General features: G+C 47.6%; 17 protein-coding genes and 1 tRNA gene. 7 read left to right on the top strand and 11 right to left on the bottom strand.

Translation table 11 applies throughout. The features are described 5' to 3' along the window. Positions 1-97 precede the first annotated feature (97 nt). Entirely contained in the window at positions 98-2,869 is a 2,772-nt protein-coding gene (locus ACO08K_RS04245; protein WP_421795154.1) for a DUF1553 domain-containing protein, read from the bottom strand. A gap of 104 nt (positions 2,870-2,973) precedes the next feature. Here ACO08K_RS04245 and holA point away from each other — a divergent pair, with 104 nt between their 5' ends. Continuing rightward, positions 2,974-3,981 (top strand): DNA polymerase III subunit delta, encoded by a 1,008-nt coding sequence (gene holA / locus ACO08K_RS04240; RefSeq protein ID WP_421795153.1) that lies wholly within the window; start codon positions 2,974-2,976, stop codon positions 3,979-3,981. A gap of 26 nt (positions 3,982-4,007) precedes the next feature. Here holA and ACO08K_RS04235 read toward each other — a convergent pair whose 3' ends face one another. Then, positions 4,008-6,773, bottom strand: coding sequence for a formylglycine-generating enzyme family protein (locus tag ACO08K_RS04235; RefSeq protein WP_421795152.1), 2,766 nt, complete (start codon positions 6,771-6,773; stop codon positions 4,008-4,010). Positions 6,774-6,863: 90 nt separating this feature from the next. Between ACO08K_RS04235 and ACO08K_RS04230 the strand changes: the two genes are divergently transcribed. From ACO08K_RS04230 to ACO08K_RS04215, 4 genes are all read left to right on the top strand, one after another. Beyond that, positions 6,864-7,859: a hypothetical protein gene (locus ACO08K_RS04230; protein WP_421795151.1), complete on the top strand. Its 996-nt coding sequence runs from the start codon at positions 6,864-6,866 to the stop codon at positions 7,857-7,859. 26 nt (positions 7,860-7,885) lie between these two features. Continuing rightward, positions 7,886-8,332, top strand: coding sequence for a hypothetical protein (locus tag ACO08K_RS04225; protein ID WP_421795150.1), 447 nt, complete (start codon positions 7,886-7,888; stop codon positions 8,330-8,332). Beyond that, positions 8,329-9,648 (top strand): DUF885 family protein, encoded by a 1,320-nt coding sequence (locus ACO08K_RS04220; RefSeq protein WP_421795149.1) that lies wholly within the window; start codon positions 8,329-8,331, stop codon positions 9,646-9,648. Before ACO08K_RS04225 ends, ACO08K_RS04220 begins: the two co-directional genes overlap by 4 nt. A 165-nt stretch (positions 9,649-9,813) precedes the next feature. Continuing rightward, positions 9,814-12,222: an ABC transporter permease gene (locus ACO08K_RS04215; RefSeq protein ID WP_421795148.1), complete on the top strand. Its 2,409-nt coding sequence runs from the start codon at positions 9,814-9,816 to the stop codon at positions 12,220-12,222. 291 nt (positions 12,223-12,513) lie between these two features. On the opposite strand, the gene ACO08K_RS04210 is transcribed toward ACO08K_RS04215, so the two are convergent. Both ACO08K_RS04210 and ACO08K_RS04205 read right to left on the bottom strand, forming a co-directional pair. Beyond that, complete coding sequence (locus ACO08K_RS04210; protein ID WP_421795147.1) at positions 12,514-13,206, bottom strand: potassium channel family protein; 693 nt, start codon at positions 13,204-13,206, stop codon at positions 12,514-12,516. Between the two features lie 162 nt (positions 13,207-13,368). Further along, positions 13,369-13,821, bottom strand: coding sequence for a hypothetical protein (locus ACO08K_RS04205; RefSeq protein ID WP_421795146.1), 453 nt, complete (start codon positions 13,819-13,821; stop codon positions 13,369-13,371). 237 nt (positions 13,822-14,058) lie between these two features. On the opposite strand from ACO08K_RS04205, the gene ACO08K_RS04200 reads away from it, so the two are divergent. Next, positions 14,059-16,425 (top strand): gliding motility-associated C-terminal domain-containing protein, encoded by a 2,367-nt coding sequence (locus tag ACO08K_RS04200; protein ID WP_421795145.1) that lies wholly within the window; start codon positions 14,059-14,061, stop codon positions 16,423-16,425. 44 nt (positions 16,426-16,469) lie between these two features. After that, positions 16,470-17,210 (top strand): hypothetical protein, encoded by a 741-nt coding sequence (locus ACO08K_RS04195; RefSeq protein WP_421795144.1) that lies wholly within the window; start codon positions 16,470-16,472, stop codon positions 17,208-17,210. Positions 17,211-17,221: 11 nt separating this feature from the next. Here the strand turns inward: ACO08K_RS04195 and ACO08K_RS04190 are convergent, their stop codons facing one another. The 7 genes from ACO08K_RS04190 to ACO08K_RS04160 form a co-directional block, all read right to left on the bottom strand. Then, entirely contained in the window at positions 17,222-17,596 is a 375-nt protein-coding gene (locus ACO08K_RS04190; protein WP_421795143.1) for a hypothetical protein, read from the bottom strand. A gap of 27 nt (positions 17,597-17,623) precedes the next feature. Beyond that, complete coding sequence (locus ACO08K_RS04185) at positions 17,624-18,400, bottom strand: phytanoyl-CoA dioxygenase family protein (protein WP_421795142.1); 777 nt, start codon at positions 18,398-18,400, stop codon at positions 17,624-17,626. 8 nt (positions 18,401-18,408) lie between these two features. After that, positions 18,409-19,692, bottom strand: a complete 1,284-nt coding sequence (locus tag ACO08K_RS04180) for a hypothetical protein (protein ID WP_421795141.1) — start codon at positions 19,690-19,692, stop codon at positions 18,409-18,411. Positions 19,693-19,800: 108 nt separating this feature from the next. Continuing rightward, positions 19,801-19,873: transfer RNA gene (locus ACO08K_RS04175), tRNA-Gly, on the bottom strand. Between the two features lie 260 nt (positions 19,874-20,133). Next, on the bottom strand, positions 20,134-21,270 hold the full coding sequence (locus ACO08K_RS04170; protein ID WP_421795140.1) for a permease: 1,137 nt from the start codon (positions 21,268-21,270) through the stop codon (positions 20,134-20,136). A gap of 54 nt (positions 21,271-21,324) precedes the next feature. Next, entirely contained in the window at positions 21,325-22,506 is a 1,182-nt protein-coding gene (locus ACO08K_RS04165) for a pyridoxal phosphate-dependent aminotransferase (protein WP_421795139.1), read from the bottom strand. 274 nt (positions 22,507-22,780) lie between these two features. Further along, positions 22,781-23,443: a GldM family protein gene (locus tag ACO08K_RS04160; protein ID WP_421795138.1), complete on the bottom strand. Its 663-nt coding sequence runs from the start codon at positions 23,441-23,443 to the stop codon at positions 22,781-22,783. Between the last annotated feature and the right edge of the window lie 2 nt (positions 23,444-23,445).

Raw genomic sequence — 23,445 nt, 5'->3', positions numbered from 1 at the left:
GAGCCAGAAGATTAGATAAGGCGCTTGAAATGAAATGTTTACTTGTTTAATCCTCTGGGAAAATGAGCACTTGTTTTTTGTCGCCCCTAGTCCAATCCTAACTTTTTGTAATCACCTCATCCAAATTCAAAATCGCATTGGCAACGATGGTCAAAGCAGCATGTACAGCCGGGTCTTTGACCTTTTGTTCACCCAACAATTCCTGCGTCAACTTAGGATCAGCCTGGTATTTGGCCAGGGCTTTTTGATATAGCTGTGCCAAAATCACTCCCTTTTTGGCATCAATTTTATGCTTGAGCGCGAGGTAATACCCCCGGGCAATTTGGCGATCCACCTCCGTGCCTGCATACCGCATCCGTTTGGCCAAAGCCTGAGCTGCTTCCACATAAACGGGGTCGTTCAAGGTCACCAACGCCTGCAAAGGTGTATTGGTGCGAATCCTGCGCGCGGTGCACACATTGCGCGAAGTCCCATCAAAGGTCAGCATGGAAGGGTAGGCACTGGTGCGTTTGTGATAGGTGTATACGGCGCGGCGGTAGCGGTCTTCGCCCTGACTCAGCACCCATTTTTCGTTACCATAAGGGCTGGCCCAGATGCCTTCGGGCTGGTAAGGCATCACACCCGGGCCGTACATTTTGGTACTCAACAAACCACTCAACACCATGGCCTGGTCGCGTACTTGCTCAGCACTCAGGCGTACCCGAGGGCCTCGGGCATAGTAGCGATTGTAGGGGTCTTTTTCCCGCAATTGAGGCGAAGTTTCAGAGCGTTGCTGGTAGGTATTGCTGCTTACGATGTTTTTCAACGCGGTTTTGATGCTCCATTTTTGCTGGTGAGTAAACTGCCAGGCCAGGTAGTCCAACAATTCGGGGTGGGTAGGAGGAGTGCCTTGTGAACCCATGTCTTCAAGGGTTTCTACTAAGCCCATTCCAAAAACCTGCTCCCACAAGCGATTGACAAAAGTGCGGGCGGTCAATGGATTTTCGGCACTGGTCAACCACTGAGCAAAACCCAAGCGATTATTGGGTACATTTTTGTCCACTGTGCCCAAAATTTTAGGCACCCCGGGCTCTACTTCTTTACCTTTGACCAGCCAGTTACCCCGCTCAAAAACCTGGGTTTTGCGCTGCATAAACGATGGATTTTCCACCATAACAGGCGTAGAAGCTGGATCAGAATTGAGCAAATGCCAGAAATCTGCCTGGTATTTGGCGTAACCAGCATCGTCTTTGCCAGGAAATGGTTGGGTGAAATAAAACCAGTCAAAACTAACTCCACCTTTGGTCAGGTCCTGGATACTCGGGTTGCGGTATACCCAGTACAAATCGTGTTTTCCACTGGGGGCTTTGATGTCCAGTTCGATATTTCTCCAGCCGCCTTCAGGACTGGGCAATTTAAACTGTAGCACCAACGGACCTTTCACACTGTCCGCGTGAATTTCCCAGGTTCCTCCTTCCGCATGGGGGCGGAGGCGACAAATCAACTTACTGGCCCCATTTGTACCTACCTGTTTGAAGCGGGCCACCCCGTCTTTGCGCATCACCAAGGTTTTGGTGTCGTACAATTCACTATTGACAAATTGGTCGCCAGCAATGGAGTAAATGGAAGGTTGTAGGGTTTTGAGGAAGGTGTACATTTCCAAACTGCGTTTCGGCGTACTTACCTGAGCCACCCATTTGCAGAGGCTGTCCAGCTTGACACTGTCGGCGGTAGGGTAGTGGCGCAAGAGGGGATATTCCTCATAAGTATCTTCGTCACGAGCATTGTTGAAATAAGCCATTACCCGGTAATATTCCTCGTGTTTGATGTCTTCGTAAGGGTGGCCATGGCATTGGGTGCAGGCAAAAGTGGTGCCCAGTAGCCCTTCAAAAGTGGTATTGATGCGGTCAACCACAGCGGCTACCCGAAACTCCTCATTGTCGGTACCTCCCTCGTCATTGGTGGTGGTGTTGCGGTGAAAAGCAGTGGCCAGGTATTGTTCATCGGAAGGATTGGGCAACAGGTCGCCTGCGATTTGTTCTGTCAAAAATTGATTGTAGGGCATGTCCCGATTGAGGGCACGGATCAACCAATCGCGGTAATGCCAAATTTGTCGACCTGGGTCCCGCTCGTAGCCTTTGGTGTCGGCATAGCGGGCGATGTCCAGCCACATGGAGGCCCAACGTTCGCCAAAACGCGGGGAAGCCAGAAGGGCGTCCACGAGTTTGTCGTAAGCTGCCGGACTCTGGTCCTGGAGGTAGGCTTTGGCGATATCATCGGGTGCAGGCATGCCGATCAAATCTAGACTGACCCGCCGCAACAAGGTTGCTTTGTCGGCCTTGGGAGATGGATTTAGGCCTTGTTTTTGCATTTCGGCCAGAATAAACTTGTCAATGTCACTCTTGGCCCAAGTGCTGTTTTTTTGTGGAAACAAACCCAAAAATCCTTTCAACGAAGGTACTTTTACAGGTTGAACAGGCACATAAGCCCAGTGGGTGTCCCACACTGCACCTTCTTTGATCCATTGCCGCAGGGTAGCAATTTCTGCATTGGACAATGGGGCCGCCTCGTAGGGCATGCGCTCTTCGGGATCGTGGTGGGTAATCCGGCGCATCAACTCACTTTCGTTGGGTTTACCGGGTACGATGGCGGGTTTGCCCGATTCGTTTGGGCGCAACAACTCCTCGCGGTTCATCATGCTGAAGCCGCCATTTTTTTTCACCCCACCATGACAGGAGATGCATTTTTTGTTAAAAATAGGTTTGACCTGCGTATTGAAATGGACGGGCTCTTTGCTCAAACCTACCCAGTTGGCCAGCAAAAGTAACAACAACAACAGGCTGATGCTAAACAGGAAATAGCGGCTATTTTGGAGGACAGAGAATTTCATCTTGCGATTTCGATTGTGGCTCGGATGTAAACAAGACTCCAATTTAAACAAGCTGTGGAAAAAATGATTGCAATAGCTCTAGAAATTTACAATAAATTTGCCGCATGACTTTCCCGGAGATACTCAAAGCGCTCAAGCAAAAACAATACAAACCGCTGTACTTCCTGCACGGCGACGAGGCCTATTTCATCGATGTGATCAGCGATGCCATCGAGAATGAGGTGCTCAATGAAAGCGAAAAGGCTTTTAATCAAACCATTGTGTACGGTAAAGACGTTGACCACTTGACCATCGTTGACGTGGCGCGCCGTTACCCCATGATGTCGCAACACCAGGTAGTGATCCTCAAGGAAGCACAGGACATGAAAACCCTCAAAGACCTGCAAACCTATGTGGAAAAACCATTGGACAGCACCATCTTGGTGATTTGTTACAAAAATGGCAAGTACAATTTTAACTCCAAATTTGGCAAAGCCGTGCAGGCCAATGGAGTCGTATTCGAATCCAAACGCCTCTACGACAACCAGGTGCCCAACTGGATTCAGGATTACCTCAAAGACAAAAAACTGAATATCCGCCCCGAAGCTTCCGCCCTGATCGCCGAGTACCTCGGTACCGAACTCAACAAGGTGGCCAACGAACTGGACAAAATGGCGATCAACCTACCGCCGGGTACCGAAATCACCACCAAACACATTGAGGAACAAATCGGCATCAGCAAGGATTACAACGTGTTTGAGTTGCAAAAAGCCCTCGGCCAACGCGATATTCTCAAGGCCAATCGCATCGCTAATTACTTCGCCGCCAATCCCAAACGCAACCCGATTACTGTGATCATTTCTTCCCTCTACAGCTTTTTTAGCAAGGTGTATTTGCTCAATTTTTTCTTACAGGCTTCCGAAAAAGAACAACTGGAAGCACTGGAATTGCGCTCCGCTTTTTTCCTCAAAGACTACCGCGAAGCAACGCGTTTTTTCAACCGGGCACGGGCGGAAAAGGCGATTGAGGTGTTGAAAGAGTTTGATTTAAAATCTAAAGGGGTGAATTACAATAGCACAGGGAAGGGAGAAGAGGAATTGTTGCGGGAGATGGTGTATTTGTTGTTGCATTGAGGGGGCTATTTAAGCTTATCGCCCCCTCACCGCACACACCGAAATCCAGTCGTCCCATTCCGTTCAAAACCCGGCGCAATCCGCATCAATTTTTGCGTATAATTCAATTCCCGCGGCCCTCCTTCCACATACCACCAACTGCTGGCAGGCAAATAATAACTACCTCCCTTGAGGATCAGGTACTGGTTGGTGCCATTGCTGTACAAATCATTGGTCATTTGCCACACACAACCGACAAGATCTTCCAGGCCGTGGGGGTTCGCTCCTTTTGGATAGGAACCAACCGGGTACAATTTGCCATTGCCTGTATTGCACAAGGTGGAATCCACCTGCAATTTGGACACCGTGAGGGTTTCGGTGATCACCTGTTGTTCCCGTTTTACTTGCGCGTCTTTGCTCCAGGGCCATTCGCGCAGGTCGGAGGTTTGGGCCGCGTATTGCCATTCAATCTCGCTGGGTAGGCGTTTTTTGGCCCAACGTGCATAAGCCTGAGCGTCTTCATAACTCACATAAATCACGGGAAACTGTTCCTGCCCCTTGGGGATTTTCCCGCCATGCCAGTGCCGCAGGAAATTGGTGGTATCCTTCGGGCGGTATTTGGACTGCAACAAAAACTGGGCAAACTGGGCATTGGTTACCGGGTGTTTGTCCATCAAAAAAGCAGGGATGTTCAATTCCTCTTGAGGGTATTCACGGGGGTTGGGGATAAAATCATCGCCGTACTTCACCTTCATGCGAAACTTCCCGGCTGGAATTTGAACCATACCAGCAGGGATAGTCTGACTGGGAAAAAAGGCCGCTTTTTGGCTGATCAGTCGAGCTAATCCTGTCTCTACCTCGATTACTCTTTCATCCAACAACTCGCCCTGGTCAAAAAGCTGGATGACGAACTTTCCTTCAGGGCGTTCAAATACCTTGTGCAAGGCAATTTGTTGGGCATTGATGCCATAGATTTTGGGCGTTTGATCGTAAGCGGGATGCCCGGACCAAATGCGGATTTCCTGGCCCCGGGCCGCTGAAAAGCTCAATATATCCCCCTTGCGTTCTACTTGCAAAATACTGGGCAAAACGGCAATTGCACCCACCGCTCCCTCATTGTTCGTACCCAGCCACTTTTGGGAAAAGGCTTCCAGATCAGCTGAAACAACCCATTTTCCATTTTTTTCAATTGGCTTTAACTCCTCATGGTTCCAAAGATCGACAAGGTGATAAGCAGCTTTTACTGGCGTTTCAAACAATGGTCCAGTGTATCCAGCCGGTTGTAAACTGAACAGCGTGAACAAGGTTTTTTCCGCACCCGGCCATTGATTGATGTAAATGCTATCACGTTGACTCGGCCAAAGCGGCATATATTGTTTTTGGGAAAAAACGGCAGCATTCTCGCGCAATACCCGCAGGGTTCGGCCCCAAAATCGATAATCCTCTTCCACCCAATTGGGGTGCCCCGGACGGAACTGATTGATCTCCGTACCATAACCATTGAACATCGAAAGAGCATACTCCCGCCGAATTGGCTCCAGATAAATTTCAGCAACCCGGAAAATGGCAAAATCGGGCCGGATAAACTTGTTCAAATTGAGCAGAGGAGGGTAGTACAGGGCATTGTGGACCCGACCTGACACAATGCCGGGCATATCGCGGGGCACAGCCATACCTTCGCTGTACATGATGACCCCGGGGCGAACTTTATCGGCGGCGGCCTGGCGCTCGGGGGTGGATTTGCCTTCGGTATCGAGCACCACGCCGTCGGCAGTGATTGCCTCAATCATTTCGGCCATTCCCGTGTGGTGATCTACCCAACGGGTGCTTTCGTCCCAGGGATTGTAGCTGATGAAAAATTTCGTTTGGTACTTTTTGCGCCCCATTTCGGCCAGTTGCTTCAAACTTTTCAGGCCACCCGGCAAAGCGCGGTACATGTCCCACTGGTTGCGCTGATCCAATCCCAGCATCGGCCAATTGGGCCAAATGCCTACTACTTCATCGCCGCCATAAAGGGTCTTGGCTTTTTTTAAGAAGTCTTCATAGCGGTATTTTTGGCTTTGAGGATCGTAAAAGTCTTTGTCCCAGGCCATGATCAGGTGCATGGCATAGGTCTTGCGTATCCATTGCAAATCGGGACGTTGATAGAGGGTTTCGTCAAATTGTTTTCCCTCCAAATCAAACAAGTACTGCTCCTGAAACATCCGCCGCAAGCCTTCCTGCCATTCGCCTTGGTAAGACATGATCCAATATTGGTAAGTGGTATTACCTCCTGGCAATAAAATGGTTTCAAAACGGCGGCGCTGGATTTTTTGATTCCAGGCTGTTCGGCGTGTGAGGGCACAATAGCTTTGGCCATTGGCAGCTTTGGCATCTGCATAGCCCAGGTGCCAGGCGTTGTCAGGTACGATTACGTTTACGGGTTTTAGGCCCGGGCGAAAAAGGTGGGTACGGGAAAGGCCATGTTTGCCCAGGCCCGTCATGTAGATGCGCTCCTCATCGGCACCAAAGGGGACGACATTTTCCAGCGTAAGGGTATCTCCAGGGGTGTTGTTTTCGAACCGTAGAGCGAATTTGGCGTATTCACCTTGGGCTTTTTCAGGCCACAATGCCAAGCTGATTTTGCCCACCTGATAGTAAGTAGTGTCCTGGACTTTGCGTTGGAAAACGGCATCTTTGCTGAAAATTGTTTTTCCATTGAGGACGAAAGAGCCTAGCTCAAATTCTGCGTTTTGATGGCGCAGCTTTGGCGTGCTTTGGGCAAAAATAAATTGGGGGAGGAACAGATAAAACAGCAATAGGGTACGTGTCATTTCGCGCTGGTTTTATTGGTACTATTTGCGGGGATTTAAAAGAAATAATTTACTTTTGAATAATCTACTTTTTGCCTAAAAAATACCACCTTGAAACACTTCGCCCTATTGTTGCTCTGGCTTATTTCAGCACTTTTTGGTTGCAACAACCGCAATTCCAAAAAACTGAAGCAAGATCTTCCCTGGTTCCCGAATACCGACAATCCCGCTGTACAAGTCATGGAAATTCCGCTAGACAGTGGGTATACCGTGCAAACCTTCTTCGTTTCCCCTGAGCGGAAAGAAGTATACGTCGTGGCACACACCAAAGTTCAGCAAAGTGGCGATTACAAACTAGAGGACCGTTTTCGTACGGATTATCTGCTCTTGCACCTGGATGCCAAGGGGCAGGTTTTGCAACGCGTGGAGTTGCCTGAATCGCGATATAGTTATTCATCTTACCTTTGGCTGGAACACCAAAATCTGGTGTTTTATCTGGATGACAAGGTTCGCTTGTATGATGTCGAGAGCATGAAAATTACGGAAGAGATTCCTTGTTATGTACAACATGATTTTCCGTCCAACAAAAACCTGGTAGAATTATTCCCGGAAGAGCAATTGGAGCTGTACCTACCTGCCCGGGAAAAGGCGCTCAAAAAGAGTGTTTCAACCAGAGTGCTTAGTTTACCGAGCGGGGGAGGGGTGGTACTCCTATTAGAAATGGCGAAGCAAAAAAGAACTGTTTGGTCCATTCTGGATTCTCTTGAAGTTGATCAATTTACGCGAAAATATGGACAGATTGAGCCTCCAGCCAACCCGGGCTGGAATTACGATTCCGAAACTGGCCTTTTCCGCCTGGAGGATGGGAACATGGTTTTGGAAACCACCAAGAAGGTCTCGATGGGCACCCAACTGGATTATCCCAATTACAAGTCGCGCTCAGCAATGCAGTACGAACTTCTGATTGGAGGTAAAAAGGCCCATTTTGCGACCACAGATCGCTTTCGTTATCCGCTTTATGTGTTTTGCGCACAAAACGATTATCTGAGTGCTTCCGGGACAGAGGCCTGGATTGCTTACGATGGAAAATTGTATCGTCTGGAATAAACCTTTTTTCTACCAAATAAATAACCATGCAAAAAACACTTACTTTTTGTCTTCTCTTTTTGTTGGCCACCCATTGGTCCTCGGCCCAAAACACCAATCCGCTCTACGCGCAAACCAGCGAAATGGCGAACCAAATGGTGCAATACGATGCCGACAAAGGTAGCATCATGCGCTTTTATGCCACCAGCAACCCAATGGAATTCCGCGGCCCAGTTTCCGGCTACAACTCGCCAGAGCGACGCCAGCGTTTGCTTGGACTGATCAATGCCAACCTCAAACAACTGGAATCGATCGATTTTGACAAAATGAACATCAATGGCAAGGTCGATTATTTGTTGTTTAAACGCAATCTCGAAGACGAGCAGTACCAACTCCAGGCCGAGCAAAAAACTACGATCAGATTGTCCAACATTTGCCCTTTTCGGATCACATTTATACGCTCATCAAGTCCCGTAACCGGGGCCAAAGCGTGAATGGACAAGAGGTAGCCAAGGCCATGAACGACATCCTGAACGAGGTCAAACAAGCCAATGGCAAACTCAAAGGAGTAGAGCCATTTGACCAAAACCTCGCCAATCTGGCCTCCGAAGCAGTCAAAGGCATGCAGGCCATCTTGAAAAGTTACTACAATTTTTACAATGCTTACGATCCGCAGTTTTCCTGGTGGGTACCCAAAACCTACACGAGCCTGGATGCCGAGTTGGAAACTTACGCCAAAGGCCTGGCAGGCAAAGGCAAAAGCACCAGTACCCAAAAAGATGATGGCAGTGGCATAGTGGGCAAACCAATCGGCAGGGAGGAATTGATTCGCCAGCTCAAACTCGAATTTATTCCTTACACACCTGATGAATTGATCGACATTGCCAATAAAGAGTTTGCCTGGTGTGATGCGGAATTGCTCAAGGCCAGCAAGGAAATGGGTTTTGGTAACGACTGGAAAGCAGCGCAGGAGAAGGTCAAAAACAGCTTTGTACCTCCCGGCCAACAGCCTGAGGCGATGTTGGAATTGTACGACCAATCAGTAGCTTTTTTGAAAAAATATGACCTGGTGACCATCCCCCCAATCGCCGAAGAAACCTGGCGGGTCAACATGATGTCGGCTGAACGCCAACTGGTCAGCCCCTTTTTCCTGGGAGGAGAATCGCTGATCATTTCCTACCCAACGCCCACCATGAGCTACGATGAAAAAATGATGAGTATGCGCGGTAACAACCCACATTTTTCAAGGGCTACCGTACACCATGAGTTGATTGCCGGGCACCATTTGCAGGGTTTTATGAACAACCGGAACAAAACCTACCGCAAATTTGGAACACCCTTTTGGCACGAAGGCAACGCCCTGTATTGGGAGTTTTTGTTGTGGGATATGAAATTCCCCCGCTCGCCGGAGGATCGAATTGGCATGTTGTTTTGGCGCATGCACCGCTGTGCACGGATCATCTTTTCCCTGAAATACCACCTGGGTGAATGGACGCCACAGCAATGCATCGACTTTTTGGTGGATCGGGTTGGACACGAACGCGCCAACGCAGAAGGAGAGGTGCGCCGCTCTTTTACAGGCAATTACGGCCCGCTTTACCAATTGGCCTACATGGTAGGCGGCCTGCAATTTTATGCCCTCAAAAAAGAACTGGTCGACAGCAAAAAGATGACCATCAAACAATACCACGATGCCATTTTGCAGGAAAATGCTCTGCCTGTAGAAATGCTCCGCGCGATTTTGACCAACCAAAATTTGAAAAAAGATTTCAAAACCCAGTGGCGATTTTACGACAAAACCAAGCCCTAAATTTGTCCGATTTTGCCGAAGCACTGTCCGCATTTGAACAAAAAACTGTTCGAATGCGGACAGTGTTATTGATTGTTTTATTTCCAAAAAGCTGCAAATCAATACATTTTAAAACTGGCACTTTTTTAGCTTATTTGCATCAATAAGCAAGAACAATCCTATCCTATGTTGCAGAACTATCTGAAAATCACCTGGCGCAACCTTCGCCGCAATCGTGTATACGCCTTACTCAATGTAGTGGGATTAAGCCTGGGCATCGGCTGTGGGCTTCTGGTGTTTTGGTTTATCCGTTTTCACACCACCCACGACGCTTTTCACAAGGACATTGACCGGGTGTATCAAGTCACCACTGAGTTTCATTTTGATGGTACCAGCTACTCACGAGGTGTCCCCCCGCCAACCTGGAAAGCGGTGCGGGACGAAACTTCGGCTACTGCGGCCACAATTTGTATTGAAGGCTATGAAAAATTAATGGCATTGATTGATGCCAATGGGCGACCTGCTAAAAAATTCAAGGAAGGCCCTGGCCCCAAACTGGCTTATGTGGCTCCATCCTACTTCAAGGTATTTGACTATGAATGGCAAGTCGGTTCAGCCAAATCCCTGGCCAAGCCAAATACTTTGGTCATCAGCAAAAGAATGGCAGAGAAGTACTTTGGGGATGAAGACCCCATTGGCCGTATCATCAAGCTGGAAAACGAACTGAATCTGGAGGTGACTGGGATTGTCAATGATCCACCGGACAACACGGACTTGCCTTATGAGTTTTTTGTCTCCTTCGCTACCCTGGAGAACAACAAAGACTTCGTATACGGTGGGCCAGAACTGACTACCTGGAGTGGTGTCAATTCCAATACCTACTGTTTTGCATTATTGCCTCCTGAAGTGACTGCTGCGCGTTTTCAAAAGGAAATTGACGCCATCAGCAAAAAATACCACGGTAAGGATTATAAAGCTTACGCACACCCCATCATCAAATTCCGGGAAATCCACCATTCCGAGCGCTATTACGGGCCAGTACCATACAAGTGGATCTACATCATGGGAACCATCGGTATTTTCCTTATCGCTACAGCCTGCTTCAATTTCATCAACATGGCCACCGCTCAAGCCATGCGTCGGGCCAAAGAAGTGGGTATTCGCAAGGCCGTTGGCGGCCAAAGAGGGCAGGTCTTTTTTCAATTTATTGCTGAAACAGGTGTGATCACCGCCGTAGCCCTGGTCTTAGGGTTCGCCATGGCCACCTTTGCCTTACCTTCCCTGAACAAGTGGTTGAACCTAGGTGGCGGATGGCCCAGTCACGTAAGTTGGAATGACACCATGCTGTGGGTGTTTATCATTACACTGTTTTTGACGGTCGTATTTTTGGCGGGGTCTTACCCAGGATTAATTTTGGCCGGTTTCCGCCCAGTAGTGGCCCTCAAGGGAGGCATCAATCAACAACAGGCGGGAGGCTTGAACATCCGCCGTAGCTTGATTGTAGTGCAGTTTGTACTCATTCAATTGTTGGTGATTTGTACTTTGGTCATCAACGGTCAGGTCGACTTTATGATGAACAAACCAATCGGCTACGAAACCAAAGGTATTGTCGAGATAACCATTCCTACTCCGGAAAAAATCAATCAAACGACCTTTCGGGAGCGTTTGTTGAGCATTCCTGGGGTCAAGGACGCCTCTTTTTTCTTGTTTTCACCTACTACCAATTCCAACAATACGACCAATTTCCGCTTTGATACCCGCCAAAAGGACGAAATCTGGCAGATGAACACCAAAAATGCTGATCATCATTACATCGAAACTTATGGATTGACCTTAGTGGCTGGTAAAAACATTCCGCCCAGCGACACGGTGCAAGGGTATTTGGTCAACGAAAAAGTGGTCGAACGTTTGGGGGTGAAAAACCCGGAAGACATCATCGGTAAAAAGCTGCGGGTTTGGGGAATTGATGCCCCTATTTATGGGGTGTTGAAGAACTGGAACAATGCCTCTTTTGAGCAGGAAATTGCACCCATCGCAGTCTTTACCTACAAAGACATTCACTACAATTGTGGCTTACGGCTCAGCAGCAACAACCTGCAAAAGACCATGAAAGAGGTGGAAAAACTCTGGAACAGTTATTTCCCCGATCACCTTTATGAGCAGTCTTTTTTGGATGAAAGCATTGCCCGCAACTATGAATTTGTGCGTACCATGCTGCGTTTGGTGCAGATTTTTTCCCTCATCGCCATTTTTATAGGCTGTTTGGGGCTGTATGGCTTGGTTAAATTTATGGCCGTACAAAAGACCAAAGAAATTGGAGTGCGCAAGGTGCTGGGCGCCAATTTGGCCCAAATCCTAGGGCTTTTTGGCAAAGAAATATCCTTCCTGGTCGGCATTGCTTTTCTGGTTGCTGCACCCCTGGGCTGGTACTTGATGAATGCCTGGTTGCAAGATTACACTTACCGGATTCCAATCGGGTTTGGGACCCTGGTTTTTGCGGTGTTTATCACTTTAGGGGTAGCACTGCTTACGTCGAGTTATGAATCGATCAAGGCGGCGTTGGTTAATCCGGCGAAGTCTTTGAAGTCGGAGTAAGTGAAGAATAGTTTTAAAAAAGGTTGAGCCAAAAGAAAAGTAAGGCTATTTATCATCAAGTTTAACGGCGAAGCACAAAGCCAGAACGCCCCCTCGAAAGTTTCAGACTTTCGAGGGGTTTTGTTTGCACCATATTGAACTAGAAAGTAGATCTAAGAATTTGTTAGCCTAGATCGGTTTGGTGTTTTTTGTTCAAAATTGTGCGCGAAAGAACTTTTCAAAAGGCATACTCATTTTATACCTCGGGCTTAAAATATTGGTTTGGGTATTTTGAAAAATAAGTTGCTTTAATCAATGTTCCTCCTCCGGATTAGGCACCGTCTCCTCCTTCACCACCTTATTCTCCACCACAAACCACGACGCCACATAAGCCGTAAAGGTCCCAAACAAACCCACCCCCGCCGTCATTAAAATGGCCGCAATAATCCGACCTTCGGTAGTGACCGGGAATTTGTCTCCATAGCCAACCGTAGTAATGGTTACATAAGCCCACCAGATGGCATCCTCAGCGGTTTTGATGTTGCTATTGGGATCGGTTTCGACTTGCAAAATGGCGATGGCTGAAAAAATGACCAGCAGAATGGCGGTCAGTGAAGCAGAGGTCAGTGCCCCTTTGGCTTTGTTCTGAAAAACGTAATGAAACAGATTGTGAATCGAACGAAATGCCCGGACTACTCGCAGCAAGCGGATAAGGCGCAACAAACGCCCCGCCCGCAAGGCATCAATGGTCGGAATACTGGCGATGAGGTCAATCCAACCCCAACGCATGAATTTTAGCTTGTTTTCTGCTTTGGCAAAACGGACACAAAACTCAATAAAAAAGACGCCACAAATCGCATTGTCGAAATACTGGAGTAGGGTAGAAGTTTCCGGAGGCAATTCATAGGCGGTATCGATGATGAGCGCCCCCAGGATGTAAATGGATAGAAAAATGACGACGATGTTCAGAATGCCCAATTTGTTCTCGGCGGAGTGTGTAGCCATAACCTTCGGTTTTAGGATAAAAAACGATCAGGGCATATATACGAAGGAATGGGTTTGGGGGTTACAAACTCCAGGGTTTTAAATGGGCACGGTAGAGACGCACGGCCGTGCGTCTCTTTTGCTAGATGTATTGCCGTAGCATAGTCGAACGGCCGTGCGTTTCTACAATCTCCTGAGTCTAAAATAATATACGCCACCCCGCACATTGGCGCGCAAATTGAGCCGTTCCCAACTCAGGTTATTCACCCCGCAGAGGTAAGTCATAGCTGGGCGCCCCCGATCAAAGAAGTCCATGTCGAGGAAAAATTCGACATCATTTTCATCATCATAATTAGCTCGGTCGAGGACAAGCTCCCAATAACCGGGATACACGACGCGATCCAGACGGTCATCGTAAGAGGCACTGTAATCGCGGTAAAATTCGATGATGTCGCCTACAAATTCCGCATCGCGGTTTTCGCGGAAGAGGTCTCCATTTTCTTTAAATGAAGCACTTTCGAAAATCCAGGACCCGTAGAGGCGATCCTCCTTGCGTTCCAAACGGTATTCGTCGGTACAGGAGCTGGCCAGGATGATAAAAGCCAGGTAAGTAAAGAGCTTGAATGTAGATTTCATGAGCATTTCTTTTGGATTATTTAGAATTTGAACAAGTTGTTCGTGTCAAAACACATTTCAATGATAAACAATCTATCTGCTCCCCCCTATAGCCATAACTTACTTTAACCCTCTGCCTGGAAACTTTAACTAGCGTTAAACTGATGTTAATGGATTAGAAAGTATTCTTTTTCTCAAAATTTCCTATTTTTGGTCTAACGACGGCCTGAAAATTGAACCTAAAAGCCAAAGCTTACTATGAGATTGAAATTCTACCTAACCATTCACGGTAAGGCCGTTGTGTATTGTTTGGTGTTCTGGTGCCTAATGTTCAGCACTCCACTTCTTGCCCAACAAGTCCCCCTCAACGATTGCTCCAACCTCGGCTTCGAAAAAGGCACTTTTGAAGGTTGGCGAGGGGAATATGGTTTTGTCAAAGATCCCACCTTTGGAAATCGCCCCAAAGAAGAAGACCTAAAAGTTGGTTTGATTCCTCAGCGCCACACCATTGTGCGCAGGGACATGGGCAACGATTTTTTGGTCAGAATTGAATCCCTGCCGATGGTTTCGATTGGCAACTATGCCGCTCGCCTGGGGAATTCCCGCAATGGAAAAGAATTCGACCGCCTGATCACCTCCTTTCGGGTGACCCAGGAAAATTCCCTCTTTTTGTACAAGTTCGCCGTGGTCATGGAAGACCCCGACCACAAACCCAAACAGCAGCCCCGCTTCACCGTGGAAGTACTCAACCAGCGCAATGTGCGCACCCCTTGTGGTTTGTACGAAGTGGCAGCCGCTGAAAATATCCCTGGATTTAAAAACCAAAACTTGCTGCGCATCCGCAACTGGACGGCTGCGGCCATCGACCTGCGGGATTACATCGGGCAGGTGATCACCCTGCGTTTTACCGTGAATGACTGCACCGAAGGTTTACATTTTGGCTACGCTTACCTGGACGCTGAATGCCTAAGTGCCAAAATTTACCCTTCTTATTTTTGTCCGGGTTTGGACACCACAATCACCCTTACCGCCCCGGAAGGCTTTTCAGCCTATCGTTGGAGTACCGGACAAACAACCCGCAGCATTACGCTGAACAAACCCCAGGCGGGAAGTAAGGTTTTTTTGACCGTAAAACCTTTCAACAGTTTGGCCGAAGATTGCCAATTTACCTTTGAGTTCGAAATCCCGGAGCGTTTTACCCGGGACTTGTTGGCTCAGGATACCGTGAAGTTTTGTGGCAACAAACCCCAAATAGTCACCCCTATCGATGATAATTTTGAAACCTTCGTCTGGCGACTGGGTAAAAACGGGCCCATTGTTTCCAATGAAAAACAAGTCCAGCTCACCCAGTCGGGTACCTATTATCTCGAAGCTCGTGACCGATCTTGTGTATTCCAGGATTCGGTACAATCCCGTACTTTTCCCGAGCCGCGGGTAACTGCCCAACTCGACCCACCCAAGTGTGATGGCACTCCGAGCGGGCGCATCAGCTTGCAGGGACCTGGTGCCTTACAATATGCCTGGAGCACTGGAGACTCGGCTGCCAGCATCAGCCAACTGCCCGGCGGAAATTATTTTGTCACCGTGACCGATCCTCGGCTGGGTTGTACATTCGAGCGTAGTTTTGACCTGCCTTCCGCACCAGCTTTCCAAGCCTCAGCCTTGACCCTGGCCCAGCCCTGCGGGGAGCTGCAAGCTGGTCGGGCACAAATCAACATTCAAGGCGGGACTGCACCTTACAACGTGCGCTGGAGCACGGGAGATACCAGCCGCATCATTCAAATGAACCAGGCCGGACGTTTCAAAGTCATCGTAACCGACGCCCAGGGCTGCCAACGCCGGGACAGTGTGGAAGTGCAAAAAATGGAAATCAGCACTACCTCCATCCCTGGTAAGTGTTTTGGGGATAAAAACGGCCTGATTACCGTACGCGCCATGGGTGGAAGCCCCGAATACCAATATCAGTTGGGCAATCGCCCGATGAGTCGGGATTCGGTATTTCGAAATTTGCCCCCTGGCACCTATATGCTCCTTGCTGCCGATCAAAGTGGTTGCAAAATAGCCCGCATGATTGAATTGCCAGCGCCGGAGTTGTTTCAGGTGAGCTTGCCGAAAGATACTACAGTTGACTTGGGTGCAGCATTGTTTCTGCGGCCCGATGGCAGTGCGCCAATTGCGACCTACCGCTGGAATGGATCTTACCCTGATCTTTGTGCAGCTTGTCCCGAGCTTAACATTCCAAGGGTAACGGCCAACGGAACGGTTAGCTTGGAAGCGGTAGATGAAAATGGCTGTTTGGCTAAAACCTCCCTGCGGATTTTGGTCCAAAAGAACTACAAGGTGTACATCCCCAACGCCATTAGCCCCAACGGGGATCGCCAGAATGACTTTTTTGAAATTTTCCCGGGCACCAGCACCCTACGCGTCAAGTCATTGGAAATTTTCACTCGTTGGGGTGAAGTCGCTTTTGCTTTTGACGCGGACTCAAGTACGGATAGCCCTCGTTGGGATGGGACTTTCCGGGGCAAATCGATGGGAAATGAAGTGGTCGTTTACAAGGCAGTGATAGAGTTCATCGATGGGGTGGAGAAGATGTTTACGGGAAGTATCACCGTGTTGAAGTGAAGCAATTTTCTAGTTAGTGCACTAGCTAAATCCATAAGAAACATATGAACAAGTTGATTGCCTTTGCAATGTTATTGGTTCTCTGCGCCTGTAAGCAAGCTGAACCGCCCGTGGTAGAAATTGACGATGAAAATTTGACCCCTGAAAAAATCGACTCGATTTTGATGGAGTACAATTTTACTTATGAAGACCCGGTTTTTCTCAAAAGTAGCAAACAGGTGCTTATTCCTATTTCGACGGATTTGCTTGAAAAAAGAAAATACAGCAGGAGTGACAGCTATTATTACAGTGAAGAGGAACCACGTTACTGGAACCTTTTATTTTATAACCCGGAAACCGGGACTACCCGATTATTGACCGATAAAAAATGGAGCATCTCCAATTTTGATACCAACATGGAAGAAACGGGACCAATCCTTGCACGAAGCATTATTTACCAAATCACAACCAGAGATTACAACCATGACGGCAAATTAAATGAACTGGATGCGGAGCACCTTTTTGTCTCGGATCCAGATGGTACCAATTTGCAACAGCTTTCCCCACCTAATGAGGATTTTTCTTATTATAAGATCATTCCCGAAACTGACCAATTGATCATCAAAACCATTCGCAATACGGATGACAAACCCGAGTTCAGCAGCGACGATGAGTTCATTTGGTACAAAGCTGAGGTGAAAAACGGAGTTTGGCAAACAGTAGAAATCATCGACTCAACCCTGCGAAAATCCATCGCCAATCTATACTTTGAAAAGTGGTTGAAGAAAAAGAAAGGAAAGGATTGAATCGAATTTTCCTATTCACGAGGGTATATCGAAACATCAAGACTGGTAAAATATTGCGCAATTCTGAGCAGCAATTCCGCAGGTAAAGCATCTTGTAACATTGGTCGTTCTGTACCACTTTCGTAACCAATGTCCAAAATACGTTTTGGACATTGATACCAAAACTGGAGCAAATCAGGGGGCAGGTTCTCCACGGCAGCACAAAAATGTCGAATGGTTTCGGAGGCAGTAGGGTAGGCTTCTCCAAGTTCAAAGCGCACAAAATTGTCGCCAGCATCCTCCGGTGTAACCAAGGGAATGAGTTGTTTCCAGTGCGCGATAAGCGGCTGGAGATCAGTATGAGCGTGGATATCGAGGTCGACGTTGAGGAAGTGGGGGGTAGGCATATGGATAAGTTTTAGGTTTAGAAAGGATCAAGTCAAACCTTGTAAAATAGCCAGTTCCACCGGGCCATAATCATGGTTTGCCCTTTGAAGATTGAATTCTCCACGCATCAACAAAGGTGGCTGCGCCATAAATTTAGGTTCCTTGCCCCGATGGGCCTGGGCGGCATGTACGATAAAGGGATGGCAAAGGTATACCGTCCCGGCTTGGCCGGTAGCTAAGATTTCGGGATTTTCTTCTGTGCCGTTGAGTTGATGCGCCAATTCCATAAAGGATAAACCCGCTTCGCCAGCAGGAGCTAAAATTTTGGCTACTTTCAGGTGTGATCCTACGCGGATTCGGGTAGGTGCGTCGGTTTCACCAACATCAGAAAAAAGGAACAGCATCAGCAATGCCCGGCCTCTGGAAACCACATTGATGCGCCATTCAAAGTAATTGGCTGCGTTTTCGCCTGGGAAACTCGCATCCACATGCCAACCCGTATCATTGGGTTCTTCCTGGCTGGGGAAACGAATCGGAAAAGAGCCCAGGCTCATTCTGGGTAGCCAGTTGCCTGCTCCGGCGAGTTGGTCATAAGCAGAAAGTAGTTGCGGAGTATTGGCTGCTTGTTGAAAAGGCTCCTGAAAGTATTCACCCAGACGGATTACAGGTTGGGTCCAGGTGCTGGGGTCATTTGCATCAACGGGAAGGTCTTGCCAGAGGATTTGACGGCAGATGGCAGCAAGTTCGCTGGGAAAAGCCTGCTCCAACTTGACATAACCTTCGTGGATGAATTGCTCAATTTGGGAATCGCTGAGTGTAGGCATGATGAATACTAAAGGCTTGTGGTGATCAGTTGCCGGGTTTCGGCGTAGCTGTCATAACGCAGTTCGGGGAGGATTCGTTCCGTGAGGGCCTCGTTTTTGAGCAAGATTTCGACTATTTCTTTGCGGTGAACGCCACAGGTCATTTTGTGGTACAAGGCAAGCAAAGGGGCCTGGCAATCCTTGGTTTGATTGGCTTTGTAAATGTCGACAAAAGACCAAACCAGTGCGTGAATTTTGTGCTGTTTCTTAGCTTTTGACACCAATCCTTCCAACAATTTGCCGTCTCCTTCCTGATAGTTGCTGACGAGTAAGTTGGTGTAATTCGCAGGGTGTTTGGCTTTTGGGATGATGCTGAGGGCAAATTCGCGGATGGCTGGATCGCTAAAATACCGTAGCGCATTGACTGCATATTCAATGAGTCGGTCTTTGCGCTTGTTTTTACCCTTGGCGATCTTCAAAATCACTTGATGATCAAAAGGGAATTTAACCCGATCGAATACCCGCAGGTACTTTTCCTGGCGCAGCCGATCCGTTTCTTTTAAAAAATCATTTGCCAGTTTTTTGATGTCTGATTTTGACAGTTCTTTGGCACCCACAGGAGGAAGTGGGACAACGGCACCGCTATTGATTTTTTCGGTAACAATGCTGTAATTGTATTGGGGCCTTTCTCTTTTGTAAACTGAAAATTTATTGGCTAGGATGGTGTCAAAATAAATTTTTATGGCATGATCACTTTTTGCAGCTTGTTCAAAGGCAGCATATACGTCAATATCTGGATTGTTTTCCTGAAAATCATCCAACATAAAACTGTCATCACATTCTTCTGGATCATTTTGAATGATTTTACCCTTGACACTTGCAACATATTTTAATCCTTCCAAGCCATCCATTTCGATGATTGCCTCTTCGCCAATCAATTCGGCACCCTTAATGGTTTTTTTGTAAAACCGCCTATACATGGCTTTGCGGGCTGCTTCATCTCCTTGTTTAGCGTACAAAGCGGCCAGGTTAAACAGTTGATCCAAGGCCCCAATGTCTTTTTTTTCTCGAGCCAAGGCTTTAAAGATAGCCCTACGGATTTTGGCACGGTGCTTGGACAATTGAATGAGTTCAAAAACATAATCGGCCCTGCTACCTTCTGCTTGATTGTCGTAGGAATGGTTGTGTAGTGCAGCTTTAATAATCAACTTGGAAACATTGAGCTTTGGGTGGGCTTGCAGGATGAGATGGGCTTGGCCAGTGCCACGTTTAATGGCACTTTTGAATTGGGATTTGAGGATGGTTTTTTTCATGTTGAAAATGGTAACTTCCAACTCACGGTTTTAGTTCCAATTCCCAAATGGAGTAGGCACAAAACAAAAAAAGGAAGCCAAAAACCTAAGTTTTCAACTTCCTTTTAGAGCGGATGACGAGATTCGAACCCGCGACCTCAACCTTGGCAAGGTTGCGCTCTACCAGCTGAGCTACATCCGCAAAATGGGGTGTGGGTGTGAGGGGTGTGGTAGTGTGCGTGTGTGGTGCCTTGTGCTGAAATGTTTTTGATAACTCATTTTCGTTTCAGCGTGCGCAAAGATAATACAGCGAGAAGAGGAAAAACAAATTTTTCGGTGGATTTTTTTTGATTTTTTTACCAGAAAGGCATAAATGTTTGATTTTGAAAAGGAAAAACAATCACGTTATGGTGTAGAGACGTTGCATGCAACGTCTTTACGTCGTGCAACGTCTCTACAGATTCAATTTTCCACCATCACCTCCACCTCTTTTTCCATTTTCGGTAGCCGAATCCGCCGCAACACAGGAGGCAGTAGCGCAACCGCAACCATCAGAATGCCCGCAAAACCAAGTGAAATTGGTTGTGTAGCGGGCACCCCAATGGTACAGATCAACAGAATAAACAACGTAGAAAACGGTAAAGACAAAGCGATAAAATTCAGGGCGAGGCCAGGGTTAAAAATCCGATTAGTAGAGACGTTGCATGCAACGTCTCTACCTTTTTTTTCTGATTCAAGCCCATGAACAGCCGCAATGTGTGCAAAAGGCCAAAAACTCACCGCACTTTGAGGGAACACCACCGCCAAAATTGCTGCAGCGGGACTCATCGCCGGAGCAATGCTCAAAAAGATGCCACTGATCAGCAAGGTCAACCCTGCCCGCAGCAGCAATAGCCCACCAATCATGCGCAACTCCGCCCAGCGCGGTTGCACCGAGATGCCGATGTACAGCAGCACCAAAGGCGTCATGATGGCCCCAATTTTGAGCACTACATCCTGTACAAACGCAGGTAAATTGTCCAGGTGCCAACCCATGCTGAGGAAGAACAAGGCGAAAACCAGCACGATATTGACCGGCTCTCTGACCAGAGTCAACAACAGGTCTTTGACTTTGGCAGAGGTAGATACATTCTCGCTGGGAAAAAAGCGATAATACCAGCGCATCGCCAACAAGTACAGAATAATCAGTACAAAGACCTTATTGCCCAAATCCCCCAGCGCTGCCCAGGCCACCGCCTGATCACCCTGGTATTCCGCCAGTATGGGGAAGCAGGACAAACCCGGTGCCAGGGAAGGAATCATCATCAACAAGGTGCGGAAATCCGGCGAACCACGCTCAATCCCCATGTAGGGCAGCAAAAGGTAACATAGTCCAAATAGCAATACATTGAATACCAGCGCCAAAATGGGCAAACTAATCAACTCTATGTGCACTTCCGTTTTAAGCAGGGCAATAAATATGGTGGCGGGTAAGGCCAAACTCAGGATGATGATTTTGAGGCCATCGGCTTGTTCCTTGCTTTTGATTTTGGATTTCAAAAGTAGGCCAATGGCGATCAAAGCCAAAAGCGCAATGGCCTTTTGCAATGCGATGTTCATGTGCTTTAGTTAAAAGGACAACCAAAAAATACCAGCAATGTCTAGTAGTGTGACTTATGCCAGTACTTTTTTCAAACTATCAGTAAACAACTTGAGCTCATCCGGCAAACCGACACTCACGCGGCAATACGTCTTGGCGTCTACCTCAAAGGAGCGAACAGCTACTCCAGAATCGTACATTTTTTTCAGGAAGTCCTTGCCGTTCATCACGATGGGGAACAACACAAAACTGGTATGCGAAGGCACGTAGCTGAAACCCGCTTTTTTGAGCTCGGCACAAATGTATTCGCGACCTTCGGCAGTTAGTTTCCGGGAACGCTCCTGAAACTCCTTGTCTTCCATGCTGGCAATGGCGCCATTCACAGAGGTGATACACATGCCCATGTTGCCACGAACCATGGTTTCGATTTTTTCCAGCGTCTTGGGCAAGGCTACAATGTAACCAATGCGCAAACCAGCCATCCCGTGAATTTTGCTAAAGGTGCGGGCCACAATCACGTTTTTGCCTTTTGCGACCAAATCCACCATGCTGGAAGCCATTGGATTTTCCAAATAGTCCAGGTAAGCTTCGTCCACAAACACCGGCGCTTTATCTGCGGCTTTGTTGCAAAAAGTCCGCAACTCAGCGGCATCGGTGATGGAGCCCGTTGGGTTGTTGGGATTGCACACATACACCAATTTGGTGTTGGCGTCGATGGCCCTTTCCATGGCGGCACAATCGTGTGACCAATCCTTTTTCAGGGGTACATTTTTCCAAGTCGCTTTAAATGCTTTGGCGGTATTGATCAGCGACATGTAGGCTGGATCGGCGGAAACGATGTTGCCTCCTTCGAGGAAGTGAGTAATGGCCACCTTTTCCAACAAATCGGTCGAGCCAGGGCCCATCATGATGTACTCTTCACTCACCCCTTCTCTTTCGGCGATCATTTTCCGCAGCTTGGCAGCTTCACCATGCGCGTAACGATTGCCATTGATGGCGGTTTCGATGACGGCCAAACGGGCTTTAGGCGAAGGCCCAAAAGGGTTTTCGTTGGCATTCAAACGAGCGACGCTCGGTGGCATAATCAAAGGTAGTTTGAAGTCAATTTCTTTGAGGCGGCTTTGCTCGGCCCAGGTGCTGGCCTGATCCATCGCAAAGGTAGTACGACCCAATGCCGCAGGTGTTACCGCAGCTCCAGAAGCAATGACAAGGGAGGAACGCAACCAACTGCGTCGGCTCAGATTCGAGTTATTCATGACAAGTGTGTATTTTGATGCAATAAAATTTCCTTCCGAATTTGGTCGGTACTGGAATAGCAATCTAATCTTTGGCGAGTAATGAAAAGGACGTGATGGGACTGACTGATGGTCAAAATTGCCAAAAAAAACGGACAAAAGGAAGAGAAAAAAATGGGGGCTGAAAAAAAGATTTAATTGTAAAAAAATATGAATTAGGTGGATTTATGTTTGTTAAAAAGCAAGTGAACTAAAATATTATTTGGAAATAGACAGAGGAGTATTTGGCCCTATTTTACTCAATGTCAATGGCTATATCGGATGTTTCATGCGCGGTCGTATTGCCAGGGCAACGACACATTATTTTTCGGAACCAATAAATATCACCGGGTAGGGCGCTATCGATCAGAGGGCGAACGGAGTCATTGAATTTTCCTCCGGTATTTTGGGCCCTTTGAACGACCCCATTTTTACTGATTTTGATTAAGGAATATTCAACAATATCGCAACGAGCATCGAAGCCACAACACTCAAGAACAGGAATGACCCCTCCCTGGGCTTTAAATACGCCATTTCGCATGCTGCCTTTGTTCGAGTTATTTATTTTAGCAATGGCTTCAAGTTGGCGCACATGGAATTTTTTTTCCCAAATCCCATCCTTGGTTTTTACCTTTAAAGTCAATCGCCCATCTTGTTTCGGGTTGATCGAAAACTCCCCGTTTTTGCCACGAACCTGAGCATAAAAAACTTCATCACTATCATAAGTATCGATTTCTGCGGTAATTTGATTGGCCTGAACAGCTTGATTTTGTCGGGCGACAATGGTGACTGGGTTGTCCACACCCTGATACAGGTAGTTGCATTCTCTGGTGGATACGGCGACTTGTGGCTTTTTTATATCCAGTATACTTGTGGAAAAACAGGTGATCGTTACAAGGATGAGCAGTACATGTTGCATGA

Source organism: Haliscomenobacter sp., assembly GCF_965225875.1.
Classification (GTDB): Bacteria; Bacteroidota; Bacteroidia; order Chitinophagales; family Saprospiraceae; genus Haliscomenobacter.
This window is presented reverse-complemented; position numbering and strand designations above follow the sequence as displayed.